Below are 15,171 nucleotides of genomic sequence, written 5' to 3'. Positions count from 1 at the left end.
AACTGTCGGTTTCTTTGCCTTTGTTTCAGATTCTTTTCCTACCTTTGCGTTGGTTTTGTTCCGCCGGCTTCCGTTTGCGAGGCCGGTGGATGAAAAGGGAATCGGGTGCAAGTCCCGAACAGTCCCGCTGCTGTGAGTTTCATTGAAGAGGAACATCATTCATTACCTCTGTGCCACTGTCGGACCCTGAAGTTGAAGACGGGAAGGCGATGTTTCGAGAAACGAGTCAGAAGACCTGCAAAACCCAGTCGAAAAACTGTTCATTCGAGGAAAGTGGGCAGTGTGTGGAGTTTATCAATAAAAACAATTGTTTGCGGCATGAAACGCAATAGAAAGGTTTGGTGGGTATGCCTAACCCTTTCCTGCATAGCCTTGTTGCCGGTCAAGGCACAGACCTTGGAGGGCGACAGTATCGGTGAAGTGACGGTTCGGGCCCGGAAGAGGTGGTCAAATATGACTGCAGCTTCTCCTATGCAGGTAATGGACCGCAGCCGGATGGAACAAATCGGAGCGCATGATGTGGCTGATGCCGTGAAGTATTTTTCGGGTGTCAGCGTGAAGGACTATGGAGGTGTCGGGGGACTGAAAACTGTTTCTGTACGTAGTCTTGGGGCACAGCATACAGGTGTGTGTTACGACGGAGTGGCCATAAGTGATTGCCAGTCGGGACAGATTGATATTTCTCGTTTTTCATTGGACAATGTATCGTTGTTGTATCTCACCATCGGGCAATCTGATGACATCTATCAGGCTGCCAAGCTGTTTGCTTCGGCAGGTACCTTGAATATCGAGACTTTGCGTCCACAATTGGAAGACAAGTCCTGGCAGACGACGGTTCGCCTGAAGACGGGTTCTTTCGGTTTGCTAAATCCTTCCCTGATGTTTGTGCAGAAGCTTGGTCACAAGACCAGTCTTTCTGCCTATACAGACTTTCTGCGTGCAGATGGCAATTATCCTTTTCGTCTGTGGAATGGTGAATCCTTGATTGACGAGAAGCGGAACAACAGTGACATCCGTTCGTGGAGAGCCGAATTGAATCTGCATACAGCACTGACGGACCGGCAGGACCTGAGTGTAAAGGCCTATTTGTTTGATTCGGAACGCGGCTTGCCTGGCGGAGTGATTTACGATAACACATATTCTGTAGAACGTTTGTATGACCGCAATTATTTCTGCCAACTGGCTTATGAGAACCGTTTCAGTGAGAGATGGAAACTGAAAGCTGCCGGAAAATTCAATTACAGCTGGAATCGCGACTACAACGAACCGGCTTCAGGCGTAACTGATGATCGTTTCAGACAGACGGAAACCTACTTGACTGCTACCTTTTGGGGTGAACCGATACGCAATCTGTCTTTTTCGATAGCTCAGGATTTTGCTTATAACGACCTGTCTACAACCTTACGCAATTGTCAGTATCCCGAACGGTTCAGCTGGCTCACTGCTTTGGCGGTACGCTACACTCTTCCGCGTTTTGCCTTTACGGCCTCACTGCTCAATACACATATTACCGAACGGGTGGAAACCGGTGAAGCTTCCGATGGCTTCAAACGGTTGTCTCCAGCATTCAGTGCTTCATGGAAACCTTGGAATGAAAATCTGCGATTCCGTATTTCTTATAAAGACATCTTCCGTGTTCCGACATTCAATGATTTGTATTATCTGCTGATTGGCAATGCTAACCTCCGTCCGGAATCTACCAGGCAATGGAATGTGGGCCTCACATGGAATCATGCTTTTTCTTCTTTTCTGGAATATGTAGGAATTAGTGCGGATACATATTACGGAACGGTGAAGGACAAAATTGTAGCCGTTCCTACCATGTTTATCTGGAAGATGTCCAACATTGGAAAAGTGGAAACGATAGGGGCCGATGTCAACGTACAGGCCGAACTTCGTTGGGCGGACCGATGGTCTACAAACTTACAGTTATCCTATAATTATATGCAGGCTGAAGATGTGACTGACCGTACTTCTAAAGTATGGAGAAACCAGATAGCCTATACTCCTTGCCATTCGGGATCGGCCAATTGTATACTCAGCACTCCATGGGCCGATTTGTCCTACAGCCTGTTTTATGCATCTGAACGCTTTGTCAGTTCTTACAACAGCGCTGATAACCGTATTGCTCCTTATACAGATTATGGGTTGGCACTCTCGCGTACGTTTGCATGGAAGAAACAACAATTACGCATACAATTGGACGCCTTGAATCTGGGTAATAAGAATTATGAAGTTGTCCGTTTTTATCCGATGCCGGGGCGTAACTATAAAGTGACACTTAATTATCAATTTTAAAATAAACGATGAATATGAAAAAACATTGGTTTAAAGCAGTACTATTTGTGATGGCCTCCGTTACTTGGCTGGCTTCTTGTGATGAAAATGACTCTATTCCAGAACCGCCTGTCGAAGTAAAAAGTGTAGGTGCCTATTTTGTAAACAACGGTAACTGGAAACAGAATAATGGTTCTATCCAGTTTTATGACTACGAAACAGGTAATGTCAGCGGTGACTTGTATAAAATGGCCAACGGAAAAGGTATCGGTGACGCGCAGGATCTCTGTATCTACGGTTCAAAGCTTTATGTAGCGTGCTCGACTTCTTCCAAAATCGAGGTACTGACTTTTGACGGGAAAATCATCAAAACACTGAATATGGTGAACGATGCCGACCAACCTATGCAGCCCCGTTATCTGGAGGCTGCTGAAGGATGCGTGTATTTCACTTCCTACGACGGAACCGTTTCGAGGCTTGATACCCTCTCGCTGGAAGTGGACAAAAGTGTAGAAGTTGGGCCTTATCCGGAAGCTCTTTCCTATGTAGGTGGAAAATTGTATGTGAATATCTCTAATTATAGTACAGGAAATCAGGTGGCTGTTGTAGACCTTTCTACTTTTACCAAGGAGAAAGACATCGAAGTTTTGTTGAATCCCTATAATCAGTCGTTGGTTGCTGACGGTAAGATTTATTTTGTTTCGTGTGGTACCTATGACAATCCGGACATTCCTGTCGAAGAGCGCATATTGCAAACTTTGCAATGCCTTGATCCGGCTACAGGAGAAGTAAAAAAACTCTGTCAGGCCAGTACGATTGCTTATTATAATCAAAAGATGTATTGTATCTATGCCGATTATTATACACCTGAAAAGACCGATATTTTTGTTTATGATTTGAAAACCGGAACACAGCAATCCATCATCTCTACCGCAGATATTGCCAATCCCACTCAGATTGATGTGGACCCGAGTAATGGTGATATTTACATTTCTTCTCCTGACTATACGGGTGCGCCGAGTACTGTATATGTATTCAATAATGACGGAACGCCAAAGAAAACGTTGGAAGCCGGTATTTCTGTAGCTGGTGTCCGTTTTCTGCAACAATGAATGAAATAACGGTATACATGAAACACCTTTTTTATATAGGATTCAGCCTGTTGGTCGTAACGCTGACAGGCTTTTCCTGTTCTGGACGTAGCGGCAATACAAGGCTATGTCCAGGCGATACCCTCGCCCTGCATTACGCCGAAAACCTGACGCTTGTCGACTATCCCGGCTATACGGTAGCCACCTTGCGCAATCCTTGGGACACGCTGCGTACGCTGCATACCTATATATTGGTGCCCAAGCACACGGATTTACCAGAGGGGCTGCCTGACGGAACTGTGATACGTACTCCGTTGTCGAAGGCAGTGGTCTACTCGTCTGTCCATTGTGGTCTGTTGTACGAGCTGGGAGCAGGGAGCTCCGTCGGTGGTGTGTGCGACCTGAAATACATCAAGCTGCCTGCCCTGCACGAAGCGGTGGAGCAGGGACGTGTGGCCGATTGTGGTGACGGTATGAACCCCGACATGGAACGCATCATTGATCTGCATCCCGATGCCATCCTGTTGTCTCCCTTTGAAAACAGCAACGGATATGGACGCGTCGAGAAGTTGGGCGTGCCCATTGTCGAATGTGCCGACTATATGGAGACTTCGGCTTTAGGCCGTGCAGAATGGATGCGTTTCTATGGCCTGTTGTTTGGAGTAGCCCCACAGGCCGACAGCCTGTTTGCCCGGGTGGATAGCAGCTACAATGCTCTCAAGAGGCGTGCGTCTCTGTCGTCTGTCCGTCTGTCGGTGGTGTGCGAACTGAAGAATGGTTCGGCCTGGTATGTACCTGGCGGGCGCAGTACGACAGGCCGTCTGCTGGACGATGCCTGCAGTGCCTATGCTTTTGCCGGCGACCGTCATAGCGGGTCGGTACCGATGGCTTTCGAGACCGTGTTCGACCGTGCCGGCGATGCCGACGTTTGGCTCATCAAGTATAACCGTAACCGCGACATGACGTATGCCGATATGGAGGCCGATTTCTCCGGCTATACAGGTTTCAAGGCTTTCAAGAACCGGAATGTATATGGCTGCAACACCGGGAAGGTTTCGTTTTACGAGGAAACCCCTTTCCATCCCGACCGTTTGCTGGCCGATCTGATAAAGATTCTGCATCCCGAACCAAATTCTGTTCCGGACGGGTTGCGCTATTATAAGAAGTTGGAGGAACGTTGAGATGAACAAGGGTTGGAAATTTGGAGTGGGACTTTCGGCGGTTGTCGTACTGCTGTTTATGGCCTGCCTGCTGGTAGGTTCGGTACGTATTCCATTAGCCGAGGTGTTCCGTATATTGGCGGGAGGCGAAGTGGAGAAAGCAAGCTGGAGTTTCATTGTATGGGAGTCGAGGTTGCCCCAGGCCTTGACGGCCTTGCTGTGCGGAGGGGCCCTGGCTACATGCGGCCTGATGTTGCAGACGGCTTTCCGTAATCCGCTGGCGGGTCCTTCCATTTTAGGTATCAATTCGGGAGCCAGTCTGGGAGTAGCTTTGGTGATGCTGCTGTTCGGAGGAAGTCTTTCGGCAGGCAGTTTCAGTTTGTCGGGCTTTTTTTCTGTACTGGCGGGTGCGTTTGCGGGTTCCATGCTGGTCATGGCGCTTATCCTGTTCTTTTCTACCCTTATCCGCAGTAACGTCATGTTGCTCATTACGGGCATCATGATCGGCTATATCGCTTCGTCGGCCATCGCCTTGCTCAATTTCTTTGCTACAGCCGAGGGAGTACAGTCGTATACCATTTGGGGGATGGGCAGTTTCGGCGGTGTATCCATGCAGCAGATGCCTGCCTTTGCATCGGTCACATTGCTGGGGCTTTGGGGAGCCTTGTTGCTCATCAAGCCTCTCAATGCCTTGCTTCTGGGAGACAGGTATGCCGAGAATCTGGGTGTCAACATCCGTCGTGTCCGCAACTGGCTGCTGGTGGTTACCGGCCTTCTGACTGCCATTACTACGGCCTTTTGCGGCCCTGTTTCATTTATCGGGCTGGCTGTTCCCCATGTGGCACGTATGATGCTGGGTACGTCCAACCACCAGTCCTTGCTGCCGGTCACGATGTTGAGCGGTGGGGCGGTGGCTTTGTTCTGCAATCTTGTGTGTGTGTTGCCGGGTGAGTCGGGCATTATTCCGCTCAACGCCGTTACGCCTGTGGTGGGTGCGCCGGTCATTATCTACGTTATCCTGAACCAACGCAAGTCGGGGCAGCTCCATTGAATTTCGTGTTCTGCATTCCACGACCGGCCCAACCGGTTGCATGTGAAAAACGGATAAAATTGATTTATGTCAAGTACGGGTAAATGGAAAAACGTCTATCTTTGCGGCGGTATTAGTTAATATAAAGATTGTAGCAAATGAAATTACCCGAAGAACCGATGATGCTTTATAGCTTCATCAACATGAAATTAAGAGATTTCTATCCTTCGCTTGATGCTCTTTGCGAGGATATGAATGTAGACAAGGCAGACATTGTCAGAAAACTGAAGGCGGTTGGGTTTGAATACAGCCCCGAACGTAACAGATTCTGGTAATCGTTCTCTAAAGTTATAGTTGTTACTTTTTGGGATGGGAATGTGTCCTGACAGGTGAATGCCTGTACCGACATATTCCCATTTTTTTGCTTATAACCGCTTTGCTGTTAATAAATTGCAAAAGTAGACTCCCGCAATTTTACTTTTGGCCCCTTCTTCCTTCTAAAGGAATGTGAGGCCTGCCGGCCTTCCCTTATTCCGGATGTCGGGAAAGGCAGGGTAGAGCTCCGTTTACGTATAATCAATTTATTGAAGGAGAAAATTATGAAACAGAAATTAATGTCTTTGATGGTATTGGCCCTGCTTGTTGCAGGTGGCCTGTCAGCACAAGTAGAAAAGAAACCTGCAGATAGAATGAAAAGACCCCGTCTGACTGAGGAAGAGATGATACAGAAGCAGACTGAATGGATGACAACCGCCCTGTTGTTGGACGACGCGACGGCTGCCAAGTTCGCACCGGTTTACCAGCAGTATCTGAAGGATATGGCCGGTATCCGGAAGGAAGCCCGCAAAAATGCTCCAGCTGAGGGCGAACAGCCTCAGAAAGCTGAAAAGAAGGCGCCGACCGATGCCGAGATTGAAGCGCGTATCGAACAGCGTTTCGACCAGTGCCGCAAGATGCTGGATACCCGCGAGAAGTACTACAAGGAATTCAAGCAGATGCTGACTGCCAAGCAGATTGAGAAGATTTTCAGACAAGGCCCATGCCAGGCAGGACTTCGTGCCCATAAGTTCGGCCGGAAGCAGATGCCTGTAAAGCAGGGACAACCGGCAAGGCTTCATCAGAACTGCCCCTTGCAGAACTGAAAAAGGAATGAGCAGATAAAGAAAGAGGCTGTAGCGTAATCACGCTACAGCCTCTTTCTTTATCAATTATTGTTGGACAATGCCTGTTCGTCTGTATCATTTGTCCAGCTTGTTGATTTCGTCCAGATTCTTCTGGATGTCGTCGTCGGTAAGGGTATAGTTCACCAGGTCGCCGGCCAGATATTTGTCATACGAAGCCATGTCGATGAGGCCGTGTCCCGAAAGGTTGAACAGAATCACTTTCTCTTCACCCGTTTCCTTACACTTGTTGGCCTCACGGATGGTAGCTGCAATGGCATGGCACGATTCGGGAGCGGGGATGATGCCTTCTACACGGGCAAACAGACAGCCGGCCTCGAACGACTCCAGTTGCTGGATGTCTACAGCTTCCATCAGATGGTCCTTCAGCAGTTGTGATACGATGACGCCGGCTCCGTGGTAGCGCAGGCCTCCTGCGTGAATGTTGGCAGGAGCAAAATTGTGTCCCAGCGTAAACATGGGTAGCAGTGGTGTATAGCCGGCCTCGTCACCGAAGTCATACTGGAATTTGCCGCGTGTCAGCTTGGGACACGAAGCAGGTTCGGCAGCGATGAAGCGGGTAGTCTTTCCTTCCAGAATGTTGTGGCGCAGGAAGGGGAAAGCGATACCGCCGAAATTGGATCCTCCGCCGAAGCAGGCAATGACCATGTCCGGATATTCGCCGGCCATTGCCATCTGTTTCTCGGCTTCCAGGCCGATAACTGTCTGGTGCAACGTTACGTGACTCAGTACGGAGCCCAGCGTGTATTTACAGTTGGGTGTGGTGCGTGCCAGCTCGATGGCCTCTGAAATAGCCGTTCCCAGCGAACCCTGATGGTTGGGATGTGCGGTCAGGATATCCTTGCCGGCGCGGGTCGACATGGAGGGCGACGGAGTAACTTGTGCTCCGTAGGTTTGCATGATGCTGCGGCGGTAGGGCTTCTGCTCATAGCTGATCTTTACCTGATAGACGGCGGCTTCCAGTCCGAAGAGACGGGCTGCGTAGGCCAACGAGGCTCCCCATTGTCCGGCACCGGTTTCGGTCGTTACGTTGGTCACCCCTTCCTTTTTGCAGTAGTAGGCCTGCGGGATGGCCGAATTCAGCTTGTGGGAACCCATGGGGCTGACACTCTCGTTCTTGAAGTAGATATGTGCCGGCGTGCCCAAAGCCTCCTCCAGTCCATAGGCACGTACCAGCGGGGTACTGCGGTAGTACTTGTACATCTCGCGTACCTCCTCGGGAATTTCAATCCACGGGTCGGTCTGGTTCAGTTCCTGGTGGCACAGTTCCTTGGCAAAGATGGGATACATGTCTTCCGGCTTCAGCGGTTCGTGTGTGGCAGGGTTGAGTGGCGGCATGGGCTTGTTTACCATGTCGGCCTGTATGTTATACCAATACTGTGGTATTTCGTCTTCCGTCAGGAGAAATCTTTTCGTTCGTTTGCTCATAGTGATTACTTTTTAGAAATTGTTCGTCCAAATGTATGGATAAAAATTAAAATACTGTCATATTTCTGCAAATATTTTGTTTTTAATGTCTGTTTTGCGCTTCTTTCAGCTTCTTTTCTTGCTTGGAGTTCTGTTATTTCCCCTTGTTTCGCTTGGACGGCGGCGTATTTTTTGTTTTCTTTGTTCGGTTCTTTACAGAATCTTTCCAGTATTATGCTTTAGTTTTGCTGACATGAAGATATTAGTAGTAGAAGACGAACAGGACCTGCGCGAAACCATCCGCACGTCGCTCCTGAAAGAGAAGTTTGTTGTCGAAACCGCCGCAGACTATCATTCGGCATTCGACAAGGTCAATGACTATGATTACGACTGCATCCTGCTGGACATCATGTTGCCGGGCGGAAGTGGTCTGGACTTGCTGCGCGAACTGAAACGCTTGCGGCGCAGTGACAGTGTGCTGATTATTTCGGCCAAGGATTCGCTGGACGACAAGGTAGACGGACTCGAACTCGGGGCTGACGACTATCTGACCAAGCCTTTCCATCTGGCCGAACTGAATGCCCGTGTGAAGTCGCTGATACGCCGCCGGCAGAACAACGGCGACACCAGTGTGACGATGGGTAATGTGGTGCTCTATCCTGACAAGCGGCAGGTGGAGGTGGGGGGAGTACCCCTGCAGCTCAACCGTAAGGAGTTTGACCTGCTCTATTATTTTGTGGCCAATCCCAACCGCGTCATCAACCGCATGAGTCTGGCCGAATCTGTCTGGGGTGACAACATTGACCAGGCCGACTCGCTGGACTTCATCTACTCGCAGGTGAAGAATCTGCGCAAGAAATTGAAACTGGCCGGAGCCACCATCGAAGTGAAGGCGGTATACGGGTTCGGCTATAAACTGGCGGAAGTATGAAGTTGCTCCATTACACATACCGCAAACTGTCCCTGTGGCTGTTGGCTCTGATGGCAGTGTGGGGCGTGCTGTTCTATTATACCATCTTGTACGAACTGATGGATGAAACGGACGACACGCTGGAGAATTATGCCCAGATTATCATCAACAATGCCCTCTACGACGAGAGTGTTCTGGAAACGGAGGGGAATCTGATGTCATTCTATTATTTTCATCCTCTTTCGGTAGAGGAGGGTGAGAACTACCGCGACATGTTCTACGATTCGCTGGTTTATGTCGAGAGCGAAGACGAACATGAGCCGGTGCGTGTCTACCGCACGGCTTTCCGCATGCCCGACGGACAGTTTTACGAACTGGAGCTGATGATTTCCACTCTTGAGCGCGACGACATGGCCAATGCCATGTTCTGGTATCTGGCGGTATTGTTCGTTCTCTTCCTGTGCTGCACTGCCATCGGTACGCGGCTCATTCTTCAGAAGATTTTCCGTCCGATGAATCAGCTGATGGACTGGTTGCAGCACCTGCATCCGGGGGCGGAGGTTCCGCCGTTGGAGAATGCTACCAATATCCGGGAATTCCGCCTGCTGGGCGAGGTGGCCTGTGACATGGCAAACCGCAGCCATAAAGCTTACGAAGAACAGAAGCAGTTCATAGAAAATGCTTCGCACGAACTGCAGACTCCATTGGCCATCGCCCGTGGCAAGCTGGAATTGCTGGCCGAAAGTGAAGGTATGACCGAAGAGCAGCTGAAGGAACTCGACGCCATTTATGCCACGCTGGGGCGTGCGGTCAAGTTGAACAAAGCACTGTTGCTGTTGTCGCGCATCGAAAACGGCCAGTATGCCGAAACCGAAGATGTATGCGTGGACGAACTGCTGGACGAACTGCTGCCCGACCTTATGGAGGTATACGAACATAAGCAGATAAATCTGGAACGTGTGAAGGGCGAACAGCCTTTCGTGATTCGCTGCAACGCTTCACTGGCCCATATCCTTGTAACCAATCTGGTGAAGAATGCCTTGGTGCACAGTCCGGAAGGAGGGCGTCTGGTGGTGGAAACTTCTTCCGCTTCGCTGGTTGTGAAGAACAGTGGAACAGCTCCGCTGGATGCTTCGCAGCTGTTCAAGCGTTTTGCCCACAGTGTAGACCGCAAGAAGGATTCTACAGGGTTGGGACTGGCCATCAGCGAAGCCATCGCTTCGGGCTGTTCGCTCCGTCTGATGTATCGTTGGGAAGAGGGGATGCATGTCTTTTCCTTGGTTAAATAGTGTAAATTCGGCAAAAGTGTTCTGTTTTTCCCAATTCTTTCCCAAATCACCTGTTTACTTTGCAGCAGATAAACAATGAAAACAGTATTAATTTATAAAAAGGAGAAAGAAGTATGAAAAAGATGATTGCATTCCTGCTGATGATGGTGGTAGCCGTTCAGTTCGGCATAGCCCGTGATGTGATAACCATGAACCCCAAAGAACTGCCTGCAGCGGCTCAGACATTTCTGAAACAGCATTTTGAGAACCGGCAGATTTCTTATATAAAGGTAGAAAGTGAATTTCTGTCGAAGAAATACGAAGTGGTGATGACCGACCGCACGAAGATTGAGTTCGACGGGAAGGGCAACTGGGAAGAGGTGGACTGCAAGCGTGGCGAACTGCCCAAGGCACTGGTTCCGGACTATATACAGAGTTTTGTCGATGCGCAATATCCAGGAGTGGTCTATCACAAGATAGAGCGCGACCGCGGCGAGACCGAAGTGGAACTGAGTAACCGCCTTTCTCTGAAGTTCAACAAGAAAGGACAACTGATAGACATTGACGACTGATGCTGCGTCCAATAGGCATCAAATATTAGGCAAAGGCTTTGCGGTATCTCCGCAAAGCCTTTGCAGTTCTTGTGCAAAGCTTATGCAGTTCTTGTGCAAAGCTTATGCAGTTCTTGTGCAAAGCTTATGCAGTTCTTGTGCAAAGCTTATGCAGTTCTTGTGCAAAGCTTATGCAGTTCTTGTGCAAAGCTTATGCAGTTCTTGTGCAAAGCTTATGCAGTGGAACTTGTTACATAGGTTTGTAGTCCTTTGCCAGCCCGCCTTCGCTGGTTTCCTTGTAGAGCGAGGGCAGGTCGTTACCGGTCTGTTTCATCACTTCGACTACCTTGTCAAACGAAACGCGGTGCATACCGTCGGTAAACGACGAGTAGAGATTGGCATCCAGTGCACGGGCTGCGGCGTAGGCGTTGCGTTCGATACAGGGTATCTGAACCAGTCCGCATACGGGGTCGCACGTCATGCCCAGGTGATGTTCCAGTCCCATTTCAGCCGCATATTCAATCTGTGCCGGGCTTCCGCCGAACAGCTGGTTGGCTGCAGCCGAGGCCATGGAACAGGCAGTACCTACTTCGGCCTGGCATCCGGCTTCGGCACCCGAGATGGAGGCATTCTGCTTCACAATGTTGCCGATGAGTCCGGCTGTGGCCAATGCACGCAGGATACGGATGTCGGAAAACTCGCGGCTCTGCTGGAGATGATAGAGCACGGCAGGAACTACGCCGCACGAACCGCAGGTGGGGGCTGTCACGATGGTGCCTCCTGCCGCGTTCTCTTCGCTTACGGCCAGGGCGTAGGCGAAGACCAGTCCTCGGCTCTGGAGAGAAGCCTTGTAGCCGCGGGCACGTATGTAGTAGGTCGACGCTTTGCGGCGCAGGTTCAGCGGGCCGGGCAGTACGCCTTCATTCTCCAGTCCGCGGCGGACGGAGGCTTTCATCGTTTCCCATACTTCGGCCAGGTAATCCCAGATGTCGCTATCCTCACACTCTTTCACATATTCCCAGTAACTTTTGCCTGTACGTTCGCACCAGTGCAGGATTTCCGTCAGGTGGTTCATTTCATATACGTCGGGTGTATTGACCGATGCCTTGCCGTCGCTTTCTTCGGCCAGGGCACCTCCTCCTACGCTGAACACTGTCCACGAGTCGGTCACTTTTCCTTCCGCATCCAGCGAAACGAACTTCATGCCGTTAGGATGGAAGGGCAGGAAGATTTTGGGTTCCCAGATGATTTCTACCGGTGCGGCCGGTTGCAGCGTTTCGGTAATGGCCACGTTGGTCATGTGACCTTTGCCGGTGGCGGCCAGGCTGCCATAGAGGGTTACTTGGAAAGCAGCGGCTTCGGGGTGCCGTTGCAGGAAGATTTCGGCTGCCTTGCGTGGTCCCATGGTGTGGCTGCTCGAAGGGCCTGTGCCGATGCGGTAAAGTTCTTTGATTGATTTCATAGGGTTATCTATGGTTATGGTTTTTTAATGAATTAATCTAAATCTACTACGGTGATGCCTGCTCCGCCAAACTGTACATGCTCGTCCTGGAAGTGGCGGACGCCGGGTACGGTTTGCAGGTATTGCCGGATGAGGGTACGTAGGATTCCAGTGCCTGTTCCGTGCAGGATGCGCACACGCGACACGCCCACCAGAATGGCATCGTCGATAAAGTAGGTCACTGCCTGCAGGGCTTCGTCGCCGCGCATGCCGCGCACGTCGATGTCCTGTTTGAAGGCCAGTTTCTTTTCGTACATGCTGTCCTGTGTCTGACTGCTGACAAAGGTTGCCTTTACATTGGCCGGTGTGGTCTGAGGCCGTGCCTGCGTCACTTCCAGCCGTTCTGTGCGTACCGTTGTCTTCAGGCTGCCGAAAGCCACGACTGCACTCTTTCCGCTCACTTCCATCACTTCCCCCACGGTGGTCTGTCCCTTGATACGGACATAACTGCCGGGCACAATGGCTTTCAGGCGTTCGGCCTCCTGTCGTGCCTGTTGGGCCGCCTGTTCTTCGGGCGACAGAGCTGGAGTTTCGGGCTGTCGGTTCTTTTTTTCCTTCTTGCGGTTTTGCTTCTCCTTCAGCTTTTCCATTTTGCGGGCTATCTTTTCTTCCAGCTCGCGGTTGGTCTTTTCCTCCAGATTCTCGCGGAAGTCGGTCAGCTGCTGGCGTGCCTGCCGTGTTTTCTCTTTTTCGGCTTGCGACTCCTTGATGGTACGTATGGTGTTCTCGATGCGTGCGTTGGCTTCCTGCATCAGGTGTTCGGCCTCTTCGCGCGCCTTCTTCAGTATTTCTTTCCGTTCCTTCTGCAGCGATTCCATTTCGGCCTGATAGCGGGCTATGGTTTCCTCCATCTGTTTTTCGCGCTGGCGGATGTTCTGTCGCTTGGTCTCCCAGTAACGTTTGTCGCGCACGATGTCCTGCAGGTACTTGTCGCTTTGGATGTATTCGCTACCCACAATTTCCGAGGCATCGGCGATGACGTCCTCGGGCAGGCCTATCTTACGTGCAATCTCCACGGCAAACGAACTGCCCGGATTGCCTATCTGCAGTTGGAAGAGGGCCTGCATCAGATGGCGGTCGTAAAGCATGGCACCGTTCACCACTCCTTCGTGGTCTTCGGCGAAGTGTTTCAGGTTCTGGTAGTGGGTGGTGATGACACCGAAAGCACGCTTTTGGTTGAAGCGTTTCAGCACTGCTTCGGCAATAGCGCCGCCTATTTGAGGCTCCGTACCTCCGCCAAATTCGTCGATGAGGATGAGGCTCCGTTCGTTACACTGCTTCATCATGATTTTCATGTTGGTCAGGTGAGACGAATAGGTACTCAGGTCGTCTTCGATGGACTGCTCGTCGCCGATGTCGATGAAGATGCTGCCGAAGATTCCTGCATGGCTGCGTTCGTGCATGGGTACGGGTAGTCCGCATTGCAGCATGTATTGCAGCAGTCCGACAGTCTTCAGGCAAACCGACTTTCCTCCGGCATTCGGTCCGGAGATAATGAGGATGCGTCGCTTGTCGTCCAGTTCGATGTCCAGCGGCACCACTTTCTTGCCGTGGCGGGCCAGCGACAGTTGCAGGAGCGGATGCACCGCCATGGTCCAGTCAATGACCTGCCGGTCTTCGACCACAGGTTTCAGAGCAGAGGTCTGTAGTGCCAGCAGAGCCTTGGCACGGATGAAGTCTATTTCAGCCAGGAATTCATAGGAAAGCAGCACATCGGGTATCTGTGGCCGTATCCGGTTGGAGAAATCCGTCAGGATGCGGATGATTTCGCGGCGTTCGTCGCTTTCCAGTTCGCGGATGCGGTTGTTTGCCTCCACCACCTCAGCCGGTTCGATAAATACCGTTTTTCCACTGGCCGATTCGTCGTGAACGATTCCCTTTATTTTTCGTTTCAGGGCCGGTGCTACGGGGATAACCAGTCGTCCGTCACGCATGGTAGGCGTTACGTCCTTGTCCACTACGCCTTCACTTTGTGCACTGCGCAGGATAGTGTTCAGCGAGCGCGAGATGCTTCCCATCGTGGAAGCCAGTTCACGGCGGATGCGTGCCAGTTCAGGTGAGGCGTTGTCCTTGATCTTGCCGTAGGGCGAGAGGATTTCGTTGATGCGTGCAATGAGTTGTGGGAAGACGTTGATGTCACCTGCCAGTCTGTTCAGCCGGGGGTAGGGTAGGTCTTCCGTTTCCTCTTCATTGTTGTCCGTTGCTTTCAGGAAGCGGACGATGTCCCGTATCGTTTCCAGTGAACGTCGCAGGTCAAACAGTTCCTGTTCGTCCAGATACATCCCTTCCACCCGTATACGGCGGAGAGCGGGACGGACATCAAAGAAGTATTGGGCAGGAAAATTGTCTTCTTCCTGCAGGATGCGTATGAATTCGTCAGTTTGTTCCAGTCGTTCGTTTACCTCATTGAAGCGGTCTGTGAAAGCCATTTCGTTCACTCTTTCTTCTCCTAACGTACTGAGGCACTTCTCTTTCAGTAGTTGTCTGATCTGGTCAAAACCTATCTTTTGTTCAAAGTTTTGTGGATATATCATGAGGCTCAATCCTGTTTTTGCGTACAAAAATACGATTATTTCACGAAAAAATGGGCAAAAAGTTTGCAGATTTAAAAATGATTCGTACCTTTGCAGCGCCTTTTAAAAACAAAGGTACTCCTAAAAGAGTTTTGGAGAGGTGGCAGAGTGGTCGATTGCGGCGGTCTTGAAAACCGTTGTGCTGAAAGGCACCCGGGGTTCGAATCCCTGTCTCTCCGCTGAAACAAAAACGAAGGACTTCACAAAAGCCTTCAAAAAGTC

At 50.7% G+C, this 15,171-nt stretch carries 12 protein-coding genes, 1 tRNA gene and 1 riboswitch; of the genes, 10 read left to right on the top strand and 3 right to left on the bottom strand.

Annotated elements, in window-relative coordinates; genetic code table 11:
• The first annotated feature begins 38 nt into the window (after positions 1-38).
• Positions 39-258: riboswitch (cobalamin riboswitch) on the top strand.
• Positions 259-318: 60 nt separating this feature from the next.
• The 6 genes from RDO88_RS12490 to RDO88_RS12465 all read left to right on the top strand — a co-directional run bounded on the left by RDO88_RS12490 (position 319) and on the right by RDO88_RS12465 (position 6,700).
• Positions 319-2,298, top strand: a complete 1,980-nt coding sequence (locus RDO88_RS12490; protein ID WP_307759685.1) for a TonB-dependent receptor domain-containing protein — start codon at positions 319-321, stop codon at positions 2,296-2,298.
• Positions 2,299-2,312: 14 nt separating this feature from the next.
• A complete protein-coding gene (locus tag RDO88_RS12485; protein ID WP_307759684.1) occupies positions 2,313-3,389 on the top strand; it encodes a DUF5074 domain-containing protein in 1,077 nt (358 codons plus the stop codon).
• Positions 3,390-3,406: 17 nt separating this feature from the next.
• Positions 3,407-4,549 carry an ABC transporter substrate-binding protein gene (locus RDO88_RS12480; RefSeq protein WP_307759683.1) on the top strand — a complete coding sequence of 381 codons (1,143 nt, stop codon included), beginning with the start codon at positions 3,407-3,409 and terminating at the stop codon, positions 4,547-4,549.
• A 1-nt stretch (position 4,550) separates the two neighbouring features.
• Complete coding sequence (locus RDO88_RS12475; protein ID WP_307759682.1) at positions 4,551-5,579, top strand: iron chelate uptake ABC transporter family permease subunit; 1,029 nt, start codon at positions 4,551-4,553, stop codon at positions 5,577-5,579.
• Between the two features lie 137 nt (positions 5,580-5,716).
• Positions 5,717-5,893 carry a DUF4250 family protein gene (locus RDO88_RS12470; RefSeq protein WP_307759681.1) on the top strand — a complete coding sequence of 59 codons (177 nt, stop codon included), beginning with the start codon at positions 5,717-5,719 and terminating at the stop codon, positions 5,891-5,893.
• 264 nt (positions 5,894-6,157) lie between these two features.
• On the top strand, positions 6,158-6,700 hold the full coding sequence (locus RDO88_RS12465; RefSeq protein WP_307759680.1) for a hypothetical protein: 543 nt from the start codon (positions 6,158-6,160) through the stop codon (positions 6,698-6,700).
• A gap of 96 nt (positions 6,701-6,796) precedes the next feature.
• Here RDO88_RS12465 and RDO88_RS12460 read toward each other — a convergent pair whose 3' ends face one another.
• Positions 6,797-8,167, bottom strand: coding sequence for a TrpB-like pyridoxal phosphate-dependent enzyme (locus tag RDO88_RS12460; RefSeq protein ID WP_307759679.1), 1,371 nt, complete (start codon positions 8,165-8,167; stop codon positions 6,797-6,799).
• 232 nt (positions 8,168-8,399) lie between these two features.
• Between RDO88_RS12460 and RDO88_RS12455 the strand changes: the two genes are divergently transcribed.
• The 3 genes from RDO88_RS12455 (at position 8,400) to RDO88_RS12445 (ending at position 10,896) form a co-directional block, all read left to right on the top strand.
• Positions 8,400-9,077, top strand: coding sequence for a response regulator (locus RDO88_RS12455; RefSeq protein WP_307759678.1), 678 nt, complete (start codon positions 8,400-8,402; stop codon positions 9,075-9,077).
• Positions 9,074-10,345 carry a histidine kinase dimerization/phospho-acceptor domain-containing protein gene (locus RDO88_RS12450; RefSeq protein ID WP_307759677.1) on the top strand — a complete coding sequence of 424 codons (1,272 nt, stop codon included), beginning with the start codon at positions 9,074-9,076 and terminating at the stop codon, positions 10,343-10,345. The genes RDO88_RS12455 and RDO88_RS12450 overlap by 4 nt, the downstream gene beginning before the upstream one ends.
• A 113-nt stretch (positions 10,346-10,458) precedes the next feature.
• Positions 10,459-10,896: a PepSY-like domain-containing protein gene (locus tag RDO88_RS12445; RefSeq protein WP_307759676.1), complete on the top strand. Its 438-nt coding sequence runs from the start codon at positions 10,459-10,461 to the stop codon at positions 10,894-10,896.
• A gap of 229 nt (positions 10,897-11,125) precedes the next feature.
• On the opposite strand, the gene RDO88_RS12440 is transcribed toward RDO88_RS12445, so the two are convergent.
• Together RDO88_RS12440 and RDO88_RS12435 are read right to left on the bottom strand one after the other, a co-directional pair.
• Positions 11,126-12,337, bottom strand: a complete 1,212-nt coding sequence (locus RDO88_RS12440) for an L-serine ammonia-lyase (RefSeq protein ID WP_307759675.1) — start codon at positions 12,335-12,337, stop codon at positions 11,126-11,128.
• Positions 12,338-12,369: 32 nt separating this feature from the next.
• Positions 12,370-14,910, bottom strand: coding sequence for a Smr/MutS family protein (locus tag RDO88_RS12435; RefSeq protein WP_307759674.1), 2,541 nt, complete (start codon positions 14,908-14,910; stop codon positions 12,370-12,372).
• 133 nt (positions 14,911-15,043) lie between these two features.
• On the opposite strand from RDO88_RS12435, the gene RDO88_RS12430 reads away from it, so the two are divergent.
• Positions 15,044-15,128 (top strand) — tRNA-Ser (locus tag RDO88_RS12430).
• Positions 15,129-15,171: the final 43 nt, after the last annotated feature.

The organism is uncultured Mediterranea sp. (assembly GCF_902493215.1).
Taxonomy (GTDB): domain Bacteria; phylum Bacteroidota; class Bacteroidia; order Bacteroidales; family Bacteroidaceae; genus Bacteroides.
Note: the sequence above shows the minus strand (reverse complement) of the source record. Positions and strands in the feature narration are given on the sequence as shown.

Bases quoted from the DNA above. Each gene is read 5' to 3' on its own strand.
- RDO88_RS12470 (WP_307759681.1), top strand. From the start codon at position 5,717: ATGAAATTACCCGAAGAACCGATGATGCTTTATAGCTTCATCAACATG.
- RDO88_RS12455 (WP_307759678.1), top strand. From the start codon at position 8,400: ATGAAGATATTAGTAGTAGAAGACGAACAGGACCTGCGCGAAACCATC.
- RDO88_RS12460 (WP_307759679.1), bottom strand. From the start codon at position 8,167: ATGAGCAAACGAACGAAAAGATTTCTCCTGACGGAAGACGAAATACCA.
- RDO88_RS12480 (WP_307759683.1), top strand. From the start codon at position 3,407: ATGAAACACCTTTTTTATATAGGATTCAGCCTGTTGGTCGTAACGCTG.
- RDO88_RS12445 (WP_307759676.1), top strand. From the start codon at position 10,459: ATGAAAAAGATGATTGCATTCCTGCTGATGATGGTGGTAGCCGTTCAG.
- RDO88_RS12465 (WP_307759680.1), top strand. From the start codon at position 6,158: ATGAAACAGAAATTAATGTCTTTGATGGTATTGGCCCTGCTTGTTGCA.
- RDO88_RS12440 (WP_307759675.1), bottom strand. From the start codon at position 12,337: ATGAAATCAATCAAAGAACTTTACCGCATCGGCACAGGCCCTTCGAGC.
- RDO88_RS12475 (WP_307759682.1), top strand. From the start codon at position 4,551: ATGAACAAGGGTTGGAAATTTGGAGTGGGACTTTCGGCGGTTGTCGTA.
- RDO88_RS12435 (WP_307759674.1), bottom strand. From the start codon at position 14,910: ATGATATATCCACAAAACTTTGAACAAAAGATAGGTTTTGACCAGATC.
- RDO88_RS12450 (WP_307759677.1), top strand. From the start codon at position 9,074: ATGAAGTTGCTCCATTACACATACCGCAAACTGTCCCTGTGGCTGTTG.
- RDO88_RS12485 (WP_307759684.1), top strand. From the start codon at position 2,313: ATGAAAAAACATTGGTTTAAAGCAGTACTATTTGTGATGGCCTCCGTT.
- RDO88_RS12490 (WP_307759685.1), top strand. From the start codon at position 319: ATGAAACGCAATAGAAAGGTTTGGTGGGTATGCCTAACCCTTTCCTGC.